A 16,827-nucleotide genomic window follows, 5' to 3' on the forward strand; every position below is an offset into this window, starting at 1 on the left:
GAGCGCTTGGTTCGTCCCGACTTCAGCTCCGAGGCGCAAGCTTAGGACGCAAGGCGCTGCTTGGCACCTGTCCTATTCCACTCTTTGGAATTGCCAAGGCGTCCACGGCGAACGCAGGTGGCTGGAGCGCGGCGCGCTCCGGGCAATGAAACTGTCTCGGAAGACCCTATTCGTTCCAGGTCGCCGAACGCTCCGAAATCGCGTTGCTCTGGAAGTCCAGCGAGGCCAGTTCGAAGCCGACGCGGAAATCCTTGATGTGCTTCTCCATCCACTGGGCGGCTTCTTCGGAGCGTCCGGCGCGCAGCGCGGTGAAGATGGCCTGGTGCGCCTTGTACAGCCGAGGACCCGCTTCGCCCACGCGTGACAGCACCGCTTCGAACGCCGGGTAGAACATGCGCGCCATCGGCTCGCGGCTCATGAGCAGCACGCGGTTGTGCACGCCGCGCGCCACCAGGTTGTGGAAGTCCACGTCCAGCGCGGCCAGCGTCTCGGGGTCGTCCAGGCTCTGCGCGGTCTTCTCCAGGTTGAGCTCCAGCGCTTCCAGGTCCTGGGCGTTCAACTGGTGCGCGGCCAGGGCGGCCATCTTGGGTTCGAGCACCATGGCGGTTTCCCACAGCTCGAAGAAGGTCACTTCGTGCAGGCGCATCGCGCGCTCGAGCTGCTGCGCCATCTCGCTGGTGCTGGGCCGGCTGATCACCAGGCGCTTGGCGTTGACCCGCCGCAGCATGCCGGTTTCTTCCAGCAGGCGCACGCCCTCGCGCACCGTGGAACGGTTGACGCCGAACTGCTCGCACAAGGCGGCCTCGGTCGGCAAGGCGTCGCCCGGCTTCAAATGCCCGCGCAGGATCTGGTCGATGATGCTTTGCGACAGCACCTTGTAGGTGGGCGCCGCCCCGGCTTTCTGCGTTTTCGTGTCCTGGCTATCCGCCACTGATGTGTCCTTCATGTTGCCGGCGATTTTGCGCTTCGCCGTCGCGCAACACCCGACGCAGCAGTTTGCCCGCGGCGCTTTTCGGCAAGCTGTCGCAGAAAGCGATCTCGCGCGGGTATTTGTACGGGGCGGTCACGCGCTTCACATGGTCCTGCAGCGCTTGTACCAAGGTCGCGCTGGCGGTCTCGCCCGCCCGCAGCACCACGAAGGCTTTGACGATGGCACCACGCTCTGCGTCGGGCACGCCGATCACGGCGGTTTCGACCACCGCCGGGTGTTCCATGAGGGCATTTTCCACTTCCATGGGGCCGATGCGGTAGCCCGAAGACTTGATGATGTCGTCGTCGCGGCCGCTGTAGAAGTAGTAGCCCTCTTCGTCGCGGTAACCCAGATCCCCGGTGATCCAATAAGACCCGTGCGGCGTCTGGGCAATGCCCTCCTGGGTGCGAACCGGGTCGCTCCAGTAGCCGAGCATGAACTGCGGATTGGGCAGTTGCATCGCGATGCGCCCCACCACGCCGGCGCCGGCAGGCTCCCCCTGTTCGTCCAATACATCGAAAGACGTGCCCGGAATGGGCTTGCCCATGGAGCCCGGCTTGACCGGCAGGCAGCCGTAGTTCAGGACGGTCATCAGGGTCTCGGTCTGCCCATAGCCGTCAAGCAGGGCGACGCCGGTACCGGCTTTCCAGCGTTGCACCACCTCCGGGTTGACCGACTCGCCAGCCGACACGCACAAGCGCAGGCGCGAGAGGTCGTAGGCCGAGAGATCGCATTGCAGGAAGTGGCGGAATTCGGTGGCTGCGGCGCAGAACACGGTAACCCCTAACTCGGCCATGCGTTGCAAGCGCTGCGCCGGGTCGAAGGGCCCGTCGTGGACGACGACCGTCGCACCCTGACCCCAGGGGGCGTAGAGCACGCCCGTGCCAGACTTGGCCCAGCCGGTGTCGGCGGTACACCAGTGGATATCGCCCGGCCCCACCTGCTGCCAGTAGGCGGCCGACAGACGCCAGGCGTACAAGCCGCGCGCCGCATGGGTCACGCCCTTGGGCATGCCGCTGGAGCCGGACGTGTAGTAGATGATGGCCGGCGCTTCGATGGGCGTGTCGTGGCAGGCGAAATCGGTCGCTTCGCGCGCCATTTCCGCGCCCATGTCCAGCCAGCCCGGCGCCGCCCCCGTGCAAAGGCGCAAGCGCAAGCCGTCGCAGCCCGCGTACTTGTGCACGTTGCCGGGCGTCGTCACCACAGCCACGGCACCGCTGTGCTGGATGCGGTAGGCCACGTCCTTGTCGGTCAGCATCTCCACGCAGGGCACGGGCACGGCGCCGAGCTTGGCGCATGCGGTCATCACCATGTGCCACTGGGCAATGCGGGGCAACTGCACCAGCACGCGATCACCCACGCCCACACCCTGGCGTTGCAGGAGCGCCGCGATCTGCGAACTTGCGCGCGCGATGTCGGAGAAACGGTACCGGGTCGACGAGCCGTCGGCGCGTGACGCAATCAGCGCCCATCGGTCGTCGCCAGCAGCAAAGCGGTCCACCACGTCGCGCCCGAAATTGAAATGGGTGGGCAATTCCCAGCGGAATTGCGCCACCGTGCGGTCGTAGTCGTGCATGGGCGGGATCTGCATGGTGTGTCCTGTGTGAAAAACGGATTCAGACGGCGCCGTCGCGCTCCAGCGTGGCGATCGCTTCGGCGCCATAGCCCAGCGAAGACAACACGTCGTGGGTGTGCTGACCCAGAAGCGGCGGCGGCATGCGGTGTTCGGCCGGTGTGCCCGAAAATTTCACGGGGAAGCCCAGCTGCGGAATGCGGCCTTCCACTGGGTGTTCACACGCGTACAACAAGTCGCGCGCGCGCGATTGGGGATGGTCGAAGGCTTCGGCGATGCCGTTGACGGGCGCGGCGGGAATGTCGGCGGCCAGCAGACGCTCGACCCAATGGGCCAAGGGCTGCGTGGCGAACAGCGCCGACAGCTCGCGGAACTGGACAGCGGCCGCCGCGCCCTGCGGCCATTGGTTGGCCTTCCACGCGGGCTGCTCCACCAGGTCGCACAGACGTTCCCAGAAGTGCGCCTCGATGATGCCCAGCGAGAGATGGCGTCCGTCGCCACAGCGGTAGACGTTGTAGCAGGGCGCCGAACCGATGAAGGCGCGTTCGCCGCCACGCGGCTCGACACCCGCGAACAGCGTGTCCGCGCCGTGATAGGCCAGCCAGGTGACCAGGCCATCGAACATCGACACATCGATGTACTGGCCTTCACCGGTGCGCTGGCGTGCCAGCAGCGCCGCGAGGATGCCGTAGACCGCCATCAGCGATCCCCCACCGACATCGGCGATGGACAGCCCCGGCACGATCGGTCCGGTCTCGGGCGTGCCAAAGAGTTGCAGCGCGCCGGCCAAGGCCATGTAGTTCAGGTCATGCCCCGAAGCCTCGCGCAGCGGCCCGGTCTGCCCGAAGCCCGAGATGGCGCACACCACCAGCGCGGGATTGGCCTCGCGCAGCGTGTCGTAGTCCAGACCCAGACGGTCCATGACGCCAGGGCGAAACCCCTCCACCACCACGTCGGCCTCGCGCACCAGGCGCAGGAACACGTCGCGACCCGCAGGCGATTTGAGGTTGAGCGTCATGCTGCGCTTGTTGCGGTTCAACAGCAGGAAAGAGCCCGATTCCTGGCGTGCGATGGGTTCGAAGCTGCGGTTGTAATCGCCCACGCCCGGCTGCTCGATCTTGAGTACGTCGGCCCCCAGGTCGCCCAGGAGCATGGTGCAAGTCGCACCCGGCAACAAGCGCGTGAGATCGAGCACGCGAAGGCCCTGCAGCGCATGGGTCTTGGCAGCGGCAGGCGCACCCCGGCGTTCGGGAGCCGTCATGCCGCAGGTCCTCCATGGGCGATGGCCTCCAACTGCGCATGCGCTTGCGGATGGCGCGCCTTCAGCGCCTCCCGCAACGCGTGCGTGCGTTCGCGCCAGGGCCCTGTGTCGTCGATCGTGCGCACCTCGGCACCGTGCTCCTGGGCTGTGGCCAGAGCACGTGCGTCGTCGTCCCGCATCTGCCCCCAGGCTTCGGTGACCGCCTGACGCGCTTCGCGTTCCAGACCCGCGCGCACTGGCGCGGGCAGCGCCGCCAGCCCATCGGCACGGCACACCAGAAAGTAGGTGATGAACATCAAACCGGGCACCCGGGTGGCAAAGCGCGCCTGATCGCCCAATTGCGTCTGCCAGCCGCCGGGCGAGGTGAACACCTGATCGAGCCGGGCTTCGGTGAAAGCCCTGGGGATGTCCGGAATCGGCATCACGACGGGCTCGGCCCCCAGTTGCCGCATCAGGGCCTGGTACGTGCCCGACCCGGCGACCCGCACGCGCTGATCCTGCAACTGCGCCAGATCGGCCAGTGTTGCCCGGGCCGAGGCGAAAAGCTGGTCGGCGCCGCGCATCACGGCCAGGGTTCGAAGACCTGCGCACGCCGTATGGCCGTCGACCCATTCCACCAAGGCCTGCGCCCGCCCTGGAACTTGCCACTGGGCGTCACCGGGCCCGAAAGGCTGGTGCAACACCGACAGCGGCGCCGCCAGCATCTCCAGGTGAGAGGCATTGACCCACACGCCGTCGACCTCGCCACGTTGCAGTGCGGCCATGCTGCGCTCGCCCGCAAAACGATCGCCGTCCAGCAGCAACTCGCAGGCGATGCCCGCCTCGGTCAAGCGGCGCGCCAGATGGCGAAAGTGAACCACCCGGGGATGCGCAGGCGGTATGTCCGCCGCCAGGGAAAGGGACGCCATGGTTTTCCTTTTAATGTCTGACATTAATTTCAGTTTACAGCATTCTTCGTGACGATGCAGCTTCTCATGACGCTCGAAATCCGGAGAATTACAGGGTAATTACCTATTTGACATCGCGGTCGAGGCCGATTTCATAATGTCGGACATTTTTTAAAAAGGAATCAACATGCGCATCCTGGCGTTGGGCAAGTGGGTGGTATCGCTGGCCGCCGCGTTGGTCGGACTTCAAGGCCACGCAAACGAGGCCGCGTGGCCGACCAAACCGGTGCGTCTGGTCGTGCCCTACAGCGCAGGCAGCACGGCCGACATGGTCGGCCGCATCCTCGTCGACCGGCTCGGCGCGCGGTTCAAGCAGCCGTTCGTGATCGACAACCGGCCGGGCGGTGGTGGCGAGGTTGGCACGCAGCACGTGGCGCGTTCCGCGCCCGATGGGTACACCTTGCTGCTCACGACGGGCGGGCCGCTGGTCATCAGTCCTTCGCTCAAGAAGGACCTGGGCTACGACCTCGTCAAGGACTTCACCCCGATCGCCGATCTGGCCTGGATCCCGGTCATCCTGGTGAGCCACCCGTCGTTTCCCGCCCGCACGCTGCCGGAATTGATTGCGGAGTTGCGCAAGCGTCCAGGTCATTACGCCTATGCGTCCAGCGGCGTGGGCAGCTATGCGCACATCGCCATGGAGATGTTCAAGCAGGCCTTGGGGGTGTCGGTGAACCATGTGCCCTATCGAGGGCCGAGCCAGGCGGAAAGCGATCTGGTGGGCGGTCAGGTGTCGTTGATGCTGACCGGTATCTCCACCGCCAGCGTCTTTCTGCAGAACAACCGGCTGCGCGCCTATGGGGTGAGCTCTCGCGAACGTTCACGCTTCGTGCCCGACGTCCCCACACTCATGGAGCAAGGCGTAAAGGAACTGGTGGACTACGAGGTGACGTCGCGCACCGTGCTGCTGGCGCCGGCCGGTACGCCGAAGAACATCGTGGCCGACATCAATGCGGAGATCAACCGCGCGCTGGCCTCGCCGGAGTTCCAGGAACAACTGCACACGAAGAATTTGCTGTCGCATGCGTCCACACAACCCGCCAAGGTGAGCGAGACGCTGGTGAACGAGCGCACGACCTGGGCCAAGGTCATCAAGGCGGCGGGCATTCAGATGGAGTGACGCGGCAGTGCCGTGCGCGCCGCTCCACTAGGGCTTTGGCGATGGCGGCACGTAGAACGCGGGCAACATTTCCTTCACGTTTTCCCCGTCCTCGGCCCACGCCTTGCACCGGTTCAGGAAGAAAGGCCGTTTGGGTGCCGCAGTGGCATCCGCTCTGGCCTCGCGCAAGGCGCGGTGCCCTCCGCTGATGGTCTGCATGGCGACGGTGGCGATGGGCCCCAGCAGTTCCTTGAGGTGGGTGCAGCTCTTGTTGCCGCCCAGTTTCTCGTTCCGCGTCCACGGTCAAGCGCAACTCCATGTCATGGATCGGCGTGCCGGGTGGCAGGTTGCCGCGCTTCATGTGGCGAAATTCGATCGACCTCATGGGTGCAGCAACGCACAGACTCGCCGCGGCAGGAAGCGCAGATTGGTGGCCCGGTTGTTGTCACACGACCTCAAGGAGCGACCATGAAAACCCCTAACACCCCCTTCATCGTCCGGCACCGCACCGCGCTGCTGACGGCCCTCGCCTCCGCGGCTCTCCTCGGTTGCGGCACCCCAGAGTCGCAGCGCTACCCGCCCCCACCCTCATCGACCGTCTACCAGTCCCCCCCGGTCTACCAGACGGCGCCCCCAGCCCCGCGCGACTACCGCCGCCGCGACAACGAGCCCCTGTACGAAGTGCCGGTCACCTCGTCACGCGCCATGTATGGAGCGACGGGGCAGCGCTGCTGGATGGAACGCGAAGAAGTGGAGCGCCGCCGCAGCGTGCCGGGCGCCATCGTCGGCGGCGTGATCGGCGGCATCCTGGGCCACCAGATCGGTGGAGGGACCGGCCGTGACATCGCCACCGTGGGCGGTGCCGTCGCGGGTGCTGCGGTCGGCTCCAACGTCGGCCGCAACAACCAGCCGCAGACGCGGGAGGTGCAGCGCTGCACCACCGTCAGCGACAACACCATGCCCGAGTACTGGGACGTCACCTACACCTTCAGAGGCGTTCAGCACGCGGTGCAGATGACATCACCACCGGGGCGCACCATCCTGGTCAACGGCAACGGCGAGCCGCGCATCTGAGCGTCGGTTCGAGCGTCGGTGTCGTCGGTGCGCAGGCGCGCGTGGGAGCCGCGCGCAAGATGTCGTCCAATAGCACCATGACACCGATGCCCCACACCCACGGCGAGGACACCGAGCAGCGCCTCGTGGACCTCGAAATCAAGGCCAGCTACGCCGAAGACCTTCTGGACAGTCTGAACCAGCTGGTGGCGCGCCAGCAGGAACAGATCGACCTGCTCCTGCGCGAGGTGCGCCACCTGCGTCAGCGCGGCGAACCCGAAGCCGCGCCCGGCGTGGCTCGCGACCCACGCGACGAGCTGCCGCCGCACTATTGAGAAGGTGTGAATGCACCCGCCATGGCTGCTCATCCCGCCCAAGCGCCCATGCACACGAACACGACCACGTCGCTGGCGTACGACGCCACCGCCCCCCTGCACTTCATCGTCAACGACGCCTCGGGTAACCAGGAACTGGACGGCCTGGCCGACAGCATCGCCTGCGCCCTGCGCGCGGCGGGCCGCCATGGCGAGGTGCACGTCTGCCCTCCAGCGCAGTTGGCGCGCATGAGTGCCGAGCGCGCGCAGCAAGCCAGGGCCACGCGCTCGGCCATCGTGGCCGTGGGTGGCGACGGCACCCTCAACACCGTCGCACAAGCGGCCCACGCCGCGGGCTGCGCCATGGGCGTGGTCCCGCGCGGCACCTTCAACTACTTCGCCCGCACGCACGGCATCGCCAGCGAACTGCCACAAGCCCTGGCCCAGTTGCTGGCGGCGCAACCCGCGCCGGTGCAGATCGCGGCCGTCAACCAGCAGGTGTTCCTTGTGAATGCCAGCGTGGGCCTGTACCCCGACCTGCTAGAAGACCGCGAAGCCTGGAAAGCACGCTTTGGGCGCAGCCGCCCCGTGGCGCTGTGGGCCGCGGCCGCCACCTTGCTGCGCGCGCAGCGCCGCCTGCGCTTGGAGATCGCGCTGGACGGACAGGTGCGCCGCGTGCGCACCCTCACGCTGTTCGTGGGCAACAACCGGCTGCAACTCGAGCAGCTGGGCGCACAGGTGAATCCGCTCACTGGTGCTGAGAACGGCCACATCACCGCGGTGATGCTCAAGCCCATCGGCATCCTTGGAATGCTGCGCCTGATGGCGCGCGGCGCCATGGGCTCGCTCGGCGATGACGACAGCGTCGAGCGGTTCGAATTCCAGGACATGGCGATCAAGCCCGCCCGCCTGCTGCGCAAACGGACCATGAAGGTGGCGTTCGACGGCGAGGTCACGCGCATGGCACCACCGCTGAATTTCCGTGTGCTGCCACAGCCTCTTTTTCTGCTCAAACCCGCGGCCGGCAACACCGCAGCGGCGGCATGAGCGTCAGTCACCAGAAGGGCAGCCCCGTGAACTGCATCCTGCACCTGTCGGATCCGCACTTCGGTACCGAAGTGACGGAAGTGGCACAGGCCGTCACGCGCCTGGCCCACCAGTTGCGGCCCGATCTGGTCGTGCTCTCCGGCGACATCACCCAACGTGCACGCACGGCGCAGTTTGCCGCCGCGCGCGCCTTCATGGACGGCCTTGAAGCGCCGCGACTGGTGGTACCGGGCAACCACGACATTGCGCTGTTCAACCTGTGGGGCCGGTGGAGGCGGCCCTACGCGGGTCACCGCGCTGCGTTCGGCGACGAGCTCGAGCCGGTGTTCCGCAGCCCCGCGCTGCTGGTGTTGGGCGTGAACACCACACGCGCGCACCGGCACAAGAACGGCGAGGTTTCCACCGATCAGATTCACCGTGTGGCCCAGCAACTCCACACCGCCACACCGCAACAGCTGCGCGTGGTGGTGGTGCACCAGCCGATCGAGGTGATGCACGAACAGGACGCGCCCGACCGGTTGATCGGACACGCGCAAGCCCAGGCCCGATGGGCCGAGGCAGGCGCCGACATGGTGTTGGGCGGGCACATCCACCTCCCCTACGTCATGCCCTTGCCCGGGCTGGCACGCCCAATGTGGGTCGTTCAGGCAGGCACCGCGGTTTCCAGGCGTGTGCGCCCCGAGGCGCCGAACTCGGTCAACCTGGTGCGCTGGCACGCCGCCGACGGCACCTGCGTGGTGGAGCAGTGGGACTACGACGCCACTCGGCACCTGTTCGAGCCGGTGCGCGTCACGAATATCACGCCGCAGCGACCTCGCTAACGAGAGAGGTGGGGCTCACACCACAACGCACACACATCCTGCGTGACATCCCCGCCCGACAAGACGAAGATCGCTGTCACAAGGGGGTTTTTGAATGTCCGAAGCACGCGTCGGGAACGAACTGCACACGCCACACGCCGGCGATCCGCCGGGTGTCGAGCGCCCGCGCCGCCAGCGTCGGCGTTGGTGGCTCTGGGCCTTGCTGGCCCTGCTGCTGCTGGGAGCGGTGGCGGCCCTGCTGTTGCGGCGCGAACTGCACACATCCCATTGGCAGGCGCGCGAAATCCACCGCTACGCCGCGACCTTGCGCCACCATGTGGCCCCCGGCGCGGCCGAGGCCATCCAGTTTCCGCTGCACGGGCCGTTCGACGAGCGTCTGGGCTATACCGAGATTCCCGGTTTCCTCACCCGTCTGCGGGAACGCGGCTTCGAAGTCACGGCGCAATCGCGCCAGAGCGAGGCCCTGCGCGAGCACATGGAGCGCGGCTGGTTTGCACCCTACGCGGAAAAGACCCGCGCCGGCCTGACCGTGCTCGACTGCAACCGCGAGCCCATGCACGCGTTTCGCTACCCCTTCCGGCACTTTGAGGATTTCGAGAGCGTGCCACCGGTGCTCGTGCAGACCTTGCTCTTCATCGAAAACCGCGACCTGCTCGACCCCACGCGCCCCGAGATGAACCCGGCGGTGGACTGGTTGCGCTTCACCCGTGCCGTGATCGCGCAGGTGGGCAGCCGCATCAACCCCGACATCGACGCGCACGGCAGCAGCACCCTGGCCACGCAGATCGAGAAATACCGCCACTCGCCCGACGGCATCACCCACGATGTGCGCGAGAAACTGCGCCAGATGGCCTCGGCCTCGGTGCGCGCCTACCAGCAGGGCACCGACACCCTGCCGCCGCGACGCCAGCTGGTGCTGGACTACCTGAACACCGTGCCGCTGTCGGCCGCGCCGCGCCATGGCGAAGTGCATGGCCTGGGCGATGGCTTGTGGGTGTGGTTCGGCACCGATTTCGAGCGCGCCCGCGCGGCTCTCTCGTCCACCGACGACAGCCCGGCCCTTGCGACCGAACGCGCTGTGGTGCTGCGCCAGGCGGTGGCCTTGATGATCGCCCACCGCCGGCCTTCGTGGTACCTGGCACAGGGCCGCGCCGAGCTCGACAGCGCCACCGACGCCCACCTGCGCCTGCTGGCCGACGCCGGCCTCATCGATTCCCAGTGGCGCGACGACGCGCTGCGCCAGCGGCTGGTGTTCCGCGACATGGTGCGCGACCCGCCCCTGCTGCCCACCACCGCCAGCAAAGGCACCAGCGCCGTGCGCACGCGGCTCGCCAGCCTGCTGGGCAGCTCGCTCTACAGCCTGGACCGGCTCGACGCCGACGCCGGCGCCACCCTCGACGGCAAACTGCAGGAAGCCGTGAGCACCTACCTCGGCCGCCTGGACGACCCGGCCTTCGCGCGCTCGCAAGGGCTGATGGGCGAGCGCCTGCTGCAACCCGGCAACCTGGGCGAGGTGCACTACAGCTTCACGCTGCTGGAGCGCACCCCACAAGGCAACCTGTTGCGGACACAGACCGACACCACCCAGCAGCCGCTGGACATCAACGAAGGCAGCAAGCTCGAACTCGGCTCCACCGCCAAGCTGCGCGTGCTCGCCACCTACCTCGAACGGGTGGCCGAACTGCATGCCCGTCTTGCCCCGCTCCCCCCCGAACAGCTGCGCGCCACCGAAACCCACCCGCAAGACAGCCTGTCGCGCTGGGCCGTGCAGCACCTGCTGGCCGCCAACGACCGCAGCCTGGACGCAATGCTTGACGCCGCGATGGAGCGGCGCTTCTCCGCCAGTCCGAACCAGGCCTTCTTCACCGGCGGCGGCCTGCACACCTTCCACAACTTCAACCGCAGCGACGATGCGCGCTCGCCCAGCCTGCGCGAGGCCATGCAGGCCTCCATCAACCTGCCTTTCGTGCGCCTGCTGCGCGAGATCGTGCAGCACACCCTGCACCAGGACCCCGACGGCACCGCGCGGCTGCTGAGCGACCGCCTCGACCCGCGCCGCGAAGCCTACCTGGCACGCTTTGCCGACCGGGAAGGCAAGGTTTTCCTGCGCCGCTTCTGGCGCAAGACCGACCAGCGCAGCCCCGACGAACTGCGCGCCCTGCTGTTCGATGGCTTGCGCCCCGGCGCCGAGCGCCTCGCGGCCGTGTTCCGCTACCTCGACCCCGAGGCGTCCCCCGAAGCACTGGCCAGCTTTCTGGCGCTGCGGCTGGGCGAACAAGCACCCGACGCGGCCCGCGTCGCCCTCTTGCACCAGCGCTACGCGCCCGAGGCCATGGACCTGCCCGACCGGGGCTACGTGGCGCGCGTACACCCGCTCGAACTCTGGCTCGTGGCCTACCGCCTGCGCCATCCCGAGGCCACGCTCGAGCAGGCCAACGCCGCCAGTGCTGCTGAGCGCCAGGCGGTCTACCGCTGGCTCTTTCGCACCCGTGCCAAGGACGCGCAGGACAACCGCATCTACACCATGCTGGAAGTCGAGGCCTTCCTCGACATCCACCGCCGCTGGGCGCGCCTGGGCTATCCCTTCGGGCACCTGGTGCCCTCGCTGGCCACGGCGCTGGGCAGTTCGGGCGACCGGCCAGCCGCGCTGGCCGAACTCATGGGCATCATCGTCAACGGCGGCGTGCGCCTGCCCACGCACCGCATCGCCGACCTGCGCCTGGCATCGGGCACCCCCTGGGAAACCGCGCTGCGCCCCCAGGGTCCGACGGGCGAGCAGGTGATGGCGCCCGAGGTTGCAAGGGCGCTGCGCAAGGCCCTGTCCGAGGTCGTCGAAGCCGGCACCGCAAGGCGTTTGGCGGGCAGCTTTCGCACGCGTTCTGGCGAGGACCTGTCACCCGGCGGCAAGACCGGCACCGGTGACAACCGCGTGGTGGTGGGGGGGCGCGGTGGCACGGCGCTCAACCGCACCGCCACCTTCGTGTTCTTCCTCGGGCCGCGGCACTTCGGCACCATCACGGCCTATGTGGTCGGGCCGCATGCGGCCGATCATCGCTTTACCTCTGGCCTGCCCGTGCAGATCCTGCGTTCGATGGGGCCGGTGCTGCTGGCCCATCTGGATGGCGGTCCGGGCAGCGGCTGCCGGCGCGAGCCTTGACGAATCGCCCATTCACCGCGTCCTGCTGTCACAAAGCCGTGTGCCCATCCGTCTTGAAGGCGTTCCTCCCGCCAACCACAAGACGCCACACGCATGAAGATCACGCGCTCCTACACCCTCGCCGAATTCCTCGACTGGACGCGGCGCAAGACCTACATCCTCCTGGTTCTGGCCGCTATACCCGCCACGCTGTACCAGGTCTTCGGTCTCACATGGATCGCCGCGCCCTGGTCGGTCGCTGTGCTCTTGGGTACAGCCACCTCGTTCATCGTCGGTTTCAAGAATTCGCAAACCTACCAGCGCACGGTTGAAGCCCAGCAGGTGTGGTCGTCGATCGTGGGCACCAGTCGGTACTGGGGGCTCATCTGCCGCATGTTCCCCACCCAAACCGCCCTGTCTGCCACGCTCATCCACCGCCATCTCGCCTGGTTGGCGGTATTGCGCCACCAGTTGCGCCAGCCGCGCATTTGGGAATCCGCGAACAGCCGCGCCAATGCCGAATACCGCCGGAAGAACTTCACCGTGCACGAGCACAGCATGTCGCTCGAAGACGAGTTGCAAAGCCTGCTGAACGAGTCGGAATTGCACCAGGTTCTGGGCACGCAGAACAAGGCCAGCCTGTTGCTCGCATTGCAGAGCGAGGACCTGCGCGCGCTGTACGCCCGGCAAGAGCTCGCCGTGCTGCACCACACCGAACTGCAGAAGACCATCAAGGAACTTCTGGACCAGCACAGCCGGGTGGAACGCATCAAGAACTTTCCCTATCCGCGTCAGTACGCGACCATCAATACCCTCTTCGTCTGGTGCTTCGCCCTGCTGCTGCCGTTCTGTCTGGTGCGCGAATTCGACCGCCTCAACGACAGCGTGACGGGCCTGATGGCAGGCCATATGGTGTGGCTCTCCATCCCATTCAGCGTGTTGATTGCATGGATGTACTTGTCGCTCGACCAGGTGGGCGAGAGCACCGAGAACCCGTTCGAAGGTGGTGCCAATGACGTGCCCATCACCCACCTGAGCCGCGTGATCGAGCACGAACTGAAGGAGATGTTGGGGGAAGACGCGGGTTTGGCGCCCGCGCCTGCACCGCATCAGAAAATCCTGCTCTGATGCGGGTGACGTTCAAGGACGAAGCGACATCATGCGATCTCCTTTTCCACCACCGGTGCGCACATGCCGATGGCCATGCGGTTCCAGGCGTTGATCTGGGCAATGACCCAGTTGAGTTCGACGATTTCCTGATCGCTGAACTGGTCCTTGAGTGCCTCGAACTCGGCATCGCGCGCGCCATGGTGTTCCACCAGGCGCGTGAGGGTCTCGGCCCAGCCGAAAGCGGCGCGTTCGCGCGCGCTGTACAGACCGGTTTCACGCCAGGTGCACAGGCTGTTGATGCGCTGCCAGGTCTCGCCGTGCTTGCGCAGGTCGCGCACGTGCATGTCGACGCAGAAGGCGCAGCCGTTGAGCTGCGACACGCGCGTCTTCACGAGCTCCATGAGGGCCGTGCCGAGTGAGGAATTGGCGGTGGTGGCGCCCACGGCAGCCATGGCCTGGTAGGCCTTGGGAGAAATCTGGGTCCAGGGAAGTCGGGGAGCATGGTGCATGGTGTCGTCTCGATGAGAGTGGTTGGGAATACACACCCAAGACGACCCAGCGTCGCGGTTTGTGACAGCGCCCAGGATTTTTTTCAAGGAGGCGGCACTGCGCCCGTGTCGCGGCCCAGCGCGGCGGCAATGCGCGCCAGCTTGTCCGGGTTGCGCTGCACGTGCAGCGTGAGGATGTGCTGGCCATCGGTCTCGAACGATTGCGCCGATTCCAGCGTATTCCCGATGAAGCGCAGCAACCCCCACTGCCCATTGAGCACCACCACTTCGAAGCGCACCGCATCGCCAAAGCGCCGGTGCGTGGCGTAGAAGAGTTGCGCGATGCGCCGGTTGCCCACGATCGGCACGCCGAAACTGGGCACCTTGCCGCCGCCATCGCCGATGAGTTGTGCATCTTGCGCCAACAAGTCGGTGAGCGCGGCGAACCGGCCGCTGGCGGCCGCGTCGGCAAAGCCGCGCAGCAGGCGCAATTGCGCGTCGCGCGGCACGGCGTAGCGAGGCCGTGCGTCCTGCAGTTGCGCCTTGGCGCGGTGCACGATCTGGCGGCATGCGCTCTCGCTCTTGCCCAAGGCCTCGGCCACTTCGCCGTAGTCCGCGTCGAACACTTCGCGCATCAGGTACGCGGCGCGCGCCTCGGGCGAGAGGCGCTCCAGCAGGGTGAGAAAGGCCACCGACACATCGTCGGCGCGTTCCAGCATCTGCTCGGGCGAAGGCGACGATGTCTCGGCCATCAACGGCTCGGGCAGCCAGGTGCCCACGTAATGTTCGCGCTGCACCTTGGCGCTGCGTAAGCGGTCGATGGCCAGCCGCGTGGTGATGGTGACCAACCAGGCCTCGGCGCTCTCCAGGCCGTCGTGCGCACTCTCGTGCCAGCGCAGCCAGGCGTCCTGCACGACTTCTTCGGCCTCGGCCGACGAACCCAGCATGCGGTAAGCAATGCCCTGCAAGCGCGGGCGCAGACGGTGAAACGTGTTCAGGGTGGTGTTCTTCATCATGGGTAGACGCAGCGCGCCGCGGTGTTGTGACACCGCGGCGCAAAGAACACACTCTACGCCCACCCACCGGTGGGCGGGTCACCACACTCTAGCGGTGCATGGCGGTTTCGGCTTCGTTGACCGCGTGGGTCTTGTCGTGGATGGCTGTGTGAAGCATGTTCACCAGATCCTTCACCGGCTGGATTTTCTTGCGTGAGATGCTGCTACCTGCTTGCTGGAGCCCCAGCAGTTCCTGGCACACCGCGTCCAGCTCGGCTTTCATCGCGTGGATTTCACACACGGCCTGGGCGATCGCTTGCTCGTCGGCCTTGATCTTCTGCGCCTCTACCACCAGGCGCACGAGTTCCTGGCCCGTCTCACCTGGACCGTTGGGTCTGGAGACGCGCGATGGTCTGGGATGGAACAGGGGAGCGTTGTGGATATCCAGGGCCATGACTTCCTCCTTTGCGAGCGCAGCGCTTGTGTGTAAACGGCTCGCGGTGCACCGGGAGCCAATCCTACGTAACGCCCAAATTTCGTTGGTTCCTGCCCGTACGGGGCCCATCGAACATGAGCGAACGGTGCGCCGACGCGCCGGCCATGGCACCCGCGCCCACGGAGATGGCCACGTTGCCGGCCGCGCGCGCGGCATCGCCGCACGCAAACACACCGGGCACACTCGTGGCCTGCAGGGCATCGGTGCGGATGAAAGCACCGGTCGGCCCCTCGTCCAACGCACAACCCAACTGCTGCGCCACGGTGCCTCCCAGATGGGTGCGGGTCACCGTGAACAGACCGTCCATCTCGAAGCGCCGGCCGTCGTGCAGCACCACGGTGGCCGCATCTGCCAAGCGCGCAATGGCACCGGCCACCACGGCGGCACCGCGCGCAGCCAGGGCCGCGCGCTGCGCCTCGTCCGGTTCGAAAGCGTCGTTGAGAAAGAAGGTGGTCGCTCCCCAATCCGGCAGCATCAAGGCGTGGTGCATGGACAGCGCACTCGACGCGAGCACGCCGATGCGCCCTTCGTCGAGTTCGTAGCCGTGGCAGTAAGGACAATGGAACACGCTCGTGCCCCACCGCTGCGCCAGGCCGTCGATGGCGGGCAACTCGTCCACCACGCCGGTGGCGATCACCAGCTTGCGCGCCTGCACGGGCGCGCCATCGGCCATGGCGACGCGAAATCCCCCGTCGAAAGATTCGGCATGGACCGCGCTGCCATCGCGCCAGACCACGTTGGGATAGGCCAGCAACTGCGCCCTGGCCTCGGCAGCGATGGTGCCGGGGTCGCGACCATCCTGGCCGATGAAGCCGTGCGATGCACGTGCGAATCGGTTGCGGCGCATGCCCTCGTCGATCACCATCACTCGCCGGCGGGCGCGCGCCAATTGCATCGCGGCCGAGAGTCCGGCATAGCTGCCACCGATCACGATGGCGTCATTCAGGTCGGTGGTGGTCTGCATTCGTGTGACTCCTGTCATGGGGGCGCTTGGCAAAGCGCTGGTTGAAATCGACCGACAGCGCGGCCAGCGTGACGCTGCCCAGGCGTTTGACCAACAGGTCTTCGGCCTCGCGCAGGGCGCTGTCGAGCGCGGCGTTCACAGCCTGCTCGACCAGACACTGCGGGTTGTCGGAGCGGTGGCCCATGGCAAATACCGCGGGCGCTCCAACGGCGTCGTACACGTCGCGCAGCGTCACATGGCGCAGATCGCAGGCCAGCATCCAGCCACCGCCGTGGCCCCGCTCGGCACCCACGAAGCCGGCTTCGCGCAGACCTGCGAGTGTGCGGCGCACGACCACCGGGTGGCTGCCCGGCATGCAGGCCGCCAGTGCGTCGGAGGTCATGGGCCGCTCGCTGTGCGCCATGTGCAGCAGCAAGTGAAGAACGGAAGAAAGTTTGCTGTCTATTTTCATGTAACTTCAATAGTTACATGAAATGAAAGGATCGACACCAGGCGGCCATTCAACCCTCGACGCCGGAGGGGTTTTCGCCCAGTTCAGATCACCGGCGGTGCG

The 16,827-nt window shown here is 66.8% G+C and carries 16 protein-coding genes; 7 read left to right on the plus strand and 9 right to left on the minus strand.

The genetic code is table 11. The features are described 5' to 3' along the window. Positions 1 to 166 precede the first annotated feature (166 nt). From F9K07_RS23035 to F9K07_RS23050, 4 genes are read right to left on the minus strand one after another with little or no spacing between them, the layout of a single operon-like run. Complete coding sequence (locus F9K07_RS23035) at positions 167 to 946, minus strand: FadR/GntR family transcriptional regulator (protein WP_159595634.1); 780 nt, start codon at positions 944 to 946, stop codon at positions 167 to 169. Next, positions 921 to 2,561, minus strand: coding sequence for an acyl-CoA synthetase (locus tag F9K07_RS23040; protein ID WP_201451469.1), 1,641 nt, complete (start codon positions 2,559 to 2,561; stop codon positions 921 to 923). The genes F9K07_RS23035 and F9K07_RS23040 overlap by 26 nt, the downstream gene beginning before the upstream one ends. 25 nt (positions 2,562 to 2,586) lie before the next feature. Beyond that, positions 2,587 to 3,804 (minus strand): CaiB/BaiF CoA transferase family protein, encoded by a 1,218-nt coding sequence (locus F9K07_RS23045; RefSeq protein ID WP_159595635.1) that lies wholly within the window; start codon positions 3,802 to 3,804, stop codon positions 2,587 to 2,589. Continuing rightward, positions 3,801 to 4,712 carry a TRAP transporter substrate-binding protein gene (locus F9K07_RS23050; protein ID WP_159595636.1) on the minus strand — a complete coding sequence of 304 codons (912 nt, stop codon included), beginning with the start codon at positions 4,710 to 4,712 and terminating at the stop codon, positions 3,801 to 3,803. The genes F9K07_RS23045 and F9K07_RS23050 overlap by 4 nt, the downstream gene beginning before the upstream one ends. A gap of 166 nt (positions 4,713 to 4,878) precedes the next feature. On the opposite strand from F9K07_RS23050, the gene F9K07_RS23055 reads away from it, so the two are divergent. The 7 genes from F9K07_RS23055 to F9K07_RS23090 all read left to right on the plus strand — a co-directional run bounded on the left by F9K07_RS23055 (position 4,879) and on the right by F9K07_RS23090 (position 13,349). Next, entirely contained in the window at positions 4,879 to 5,871 is a 993-nt protein-coding gene (locus F9K07_RS23055; protein ID WP_159595637.1) for a Bug family tripartite tricarboxylate transporter substrate binding protein, read from the plus strand. A 447-nt stretch (positions 5,872 to 6,318) separates the two neighbouring features. Beyond that, the gene (locus F9K07_RS32200) at positions 6,319 to 6,924 is read left to right on the plus strand and encodes a glycine zipper 2TM domain-containing protein (protein WP_328793997.1); all 606 of its coding nucleotides are present in this window, start codon (positions 6,319 to 6,321) and stop codon (positions 6,922 to 6,924) included. Positions 6,925 to 7,001: 77 nt separating this feature from the next. Further along, on the plus strand, positions 7,002 to 7,238 hold the full coding sequence (locus F9K07_RS23070) for a SlyX family protein (RefSeq protein WP_442907343.1): 237 nt from the start codon (positions 7,002 to 7,004) through the stop codon (positions 7,236 to 7,238). 48 nt (positions 7,239 to 7,286) lie between these two features. Then, on the plus strand, positions 7,287 to 8,264 hold the full coding sequence (locus F9K07_RS23075) for a diacylglycerol/lipid kinase family protein (protein ID WP_159595638.1): 978 nt from the start codon (positions 7,287 to 7,289) through the stop codon (positions 8,262 to 8,264). A gap of 26 nt (positions 8,265 to 8,290) precedes the next feature. Beyond that, complete coding sequence (locus tag F9K07_RS23080) at positions 8,291 to 9,085, plus strand: metallophosphoesterase family protein (protein WP_159597065.1); 795 nt, start codon at positions 8,291 to 8,293, stop codon at positions 9,083 to 9,085. A 94-nt stretch (positions 9,086 to 9,179) separates the two neighbouring features. Beyond that, entirely contained in the window at positions 9,180 to 12,242 is a 3,063-nt protein-coding gene (locus F9K07_RS23085; protein WP_159595639.1) for a transglycosylase domain-containing protein, read from the plus strand. A 93-nt stretch (positions 12,243 to 12,335) separates the two neighbouring features. Further along, on the plus strand, positions 12,336 to 13,349 hold the full coding sequence (locus F9K07_RS23090; RefSeq protein WP_159595640.1) for a bestrophin family protein: 1,014 nt from the start codon (positions 12,336 to 12,338) through the stop codon (positions 13,347 to 13,349). A gap of 29 nt (positions 13,350 to 13,378) precedes the next feature. Here the strand turns inward: F9K07_RS23090 and F9K07_RS23095 are convergent, their stop codons facing one another. The 5 genes from F9K07_RS23095 to F9K07_RS23115 all read right to left on the minus strand — a co-directional run bounded on the left by F9K07_RS23095 (position 13,379) and on the right by F9K07_RS23115 (position 16,725). Then, on the minus strand, positions 13,379 to 13,840 hold the full coding sequence (locus tag F9K07_RS23095; RefSeq protein ID WP_159595641.1) for a carboxymuconolactone decarboxylase family protein: 462 nt from the start codon (positions 13,838 to 13,840) through the stop codon (positions 13,379 to 13,381). A gap of 83 nt (positions 13,841 to 13,923) precedes the next feature. Then, on the minus strand, positions 13,924 to 14,835 hold the full coding sequence (locus F9K07_RS23100) for an RNA polymerase sigma-70 factor (RefSeq protein WP_236581452.1): 912 nt from the start codon (positions 14,833 to 14,835) through the stop codon (positions 13,924 to 13,926). Positions 14,836 to 14,923: 88 nt separating this feature from the next. Continuing rightward, the gene (locus tag F9K07_RS23105) at positions 14,924 to 15,268 is read right to left on the minus strand and encodes a hypothetical protein (RefSeq protein ID WP_159595642.1); all 345 of its coding nucleotides are present in this window, start codon (positions 15,266 to 15,268) and stop codon (positions 14,924 to 14,926) included. Between the two features lie 64 nt (positions 15,269 to 15,332). Then, positions 15,333 to 16,274 carry an NAD(P)/FAD-dependent oxidoreductase gene (locus tag F9K07_RS23110; protein ID WP_159595643.1) on the minus strand — a complete coding sequence of 314 codons (942 nt, stop codon included), beginning with the start codon at positions 16,272 to 16,274 and terminating at the stop codon, positions 15,333 to 15,335. Further along, positions 16,249 to 16,725 (minus strand): Rrf2 family transcriptional regulator, encoded by a 477-nt coding sequence (locus F9K07_RS23115; RefSeq protein ID WP_159595644.1) that lies wholly within the window; start codon positions 16,723 to 16,725, stop codon positions 16,249 to 16,251. The genes F9K07_RS23110 and F9K07_RS23115 overlap by 26 nt, the downstream gene beginning before the upstream one ends. Between the last annotated feature and the right edge of the window lie 102 nt (positions 16,726 to 16,827).

The sequence above is a fragment of the Hydrogenophaga sp. BPS33 genome, from assembly GCF_009859475.1.
Lineage (GTDB): Bacteria > Pseudomonadota > Gammaproteobacteria > Burkholderiales > Burkholderiaceae_C > Hydrogenophaga.

Excerpts from the sequence above, each read along its gene's own strand:
- F9K07_RS23035 (WP_159595634.1), bottom strand. The coding sequence starts at position 946 with ATGAAGGACACATCAGTGGCGGATAGCCAGGACACGAAAACGCAGAAA.
- F9K07_RS23040 (WP_201451469.1), bottom strand. The coding sequence starts at position 2,561 with ATGCAGATCCCGCCCATGCACGACTACGACCGCACGGTGGCGCAATTC.
- F9K07_RS23045 (WP_159595635.1), bottom strand. The coding sequence starts at position 3,804 with ATGACGGCTCCCGAACGCCGGGGTGCGCCTGCCGCTGCCAAGACCCAT.
- F9K07_RS23050 (WP_159595636.1), bottom strand. The coding sequence starts at position 4,712 with ATGGCGTCCCTTTCCCTGGCGGCGGACATACCGCCTGCGCATCCCCGG.
- F9K07_RS23055 (WP_159595637.1), top strand. The coding sequence starts at position 4,879 with ATGCGCATCCTGGCGTTGGGCAAGTGGGTGGTATCGCTGGCCGCCGCG.
- F9K07_RS32200 (WP_328793997.1), top strand. The coding sequence starts at position 6,319 with ATGAAAACCCCTAACACCCCCTTCATCGTCCGGCACCGCACCGCGCTG.
- F9K07_RS23070 (WP_442907343.1), top strand. The coding sequence starts at position 7,002 with ATGACACCGATGCCCCACACCCACGGCGAGGACACCGAGCAGCGCCTC.
- F9K07_RS23075 (WP_159595638.1), top strand. The coding sequence starts at position 7,287 with ATGCACACGAACACGACCACGTCGCTGGCGTACGACGCCACCGCCCCC.
- F9K07_RS23085 (WP_159595639.1), top strand. The coding sequence starts at position 9,180 with ATGTCCGAAGCACGCGTCGGGAACGAACTGCACACGCCACACGCCGGC.
- F9K07_RS23090 (WP_159595640.1), top strand. The coding sequence starts at position 12,336 with ATGAAGATCACGCGCTCCTACACCCTCGCCGAATTCCTCGACTGGACG.
- F9K07_RS23095 (WP_159595641.1), bottom strand. The coding sequence starts at position 13,840 with ATGCACCATGCTCCCCGACTTCCCTGGACCCAGATTTCTCCCAAGGCC.
- F9K07_RS23100 (WP_236581452.1), bottom strand. The coding sequence starts at position 14,835 with ATGATGAAGAACACCACCCTGAACACGTTTCACCGTCTGCGCCCGCGC.
- F9K07_RS23105 (WP_159595642.1), bottom strand. The coding sequence starts at position 15,268 with ATGGCCCTGGATATCCACAACGCTCCCCTGTTCCATCCCAGACCATCG.
- F9K07_RS23110 (WP_159595643.1), bottom strand. The coding sequence starts at position 16,274 with ATGCAGACCACCACCGACCTGAATGACGCCATCGTGATCGGTGGCAGC.
- F9K07_RS23115 (WP_159595644.1), bottom strand. The coding sequence starts at position 16,725 with ATGAAAATAGACAGCAAACTTTCTTCCGTTCTTCACTTGCTGCTGCAC.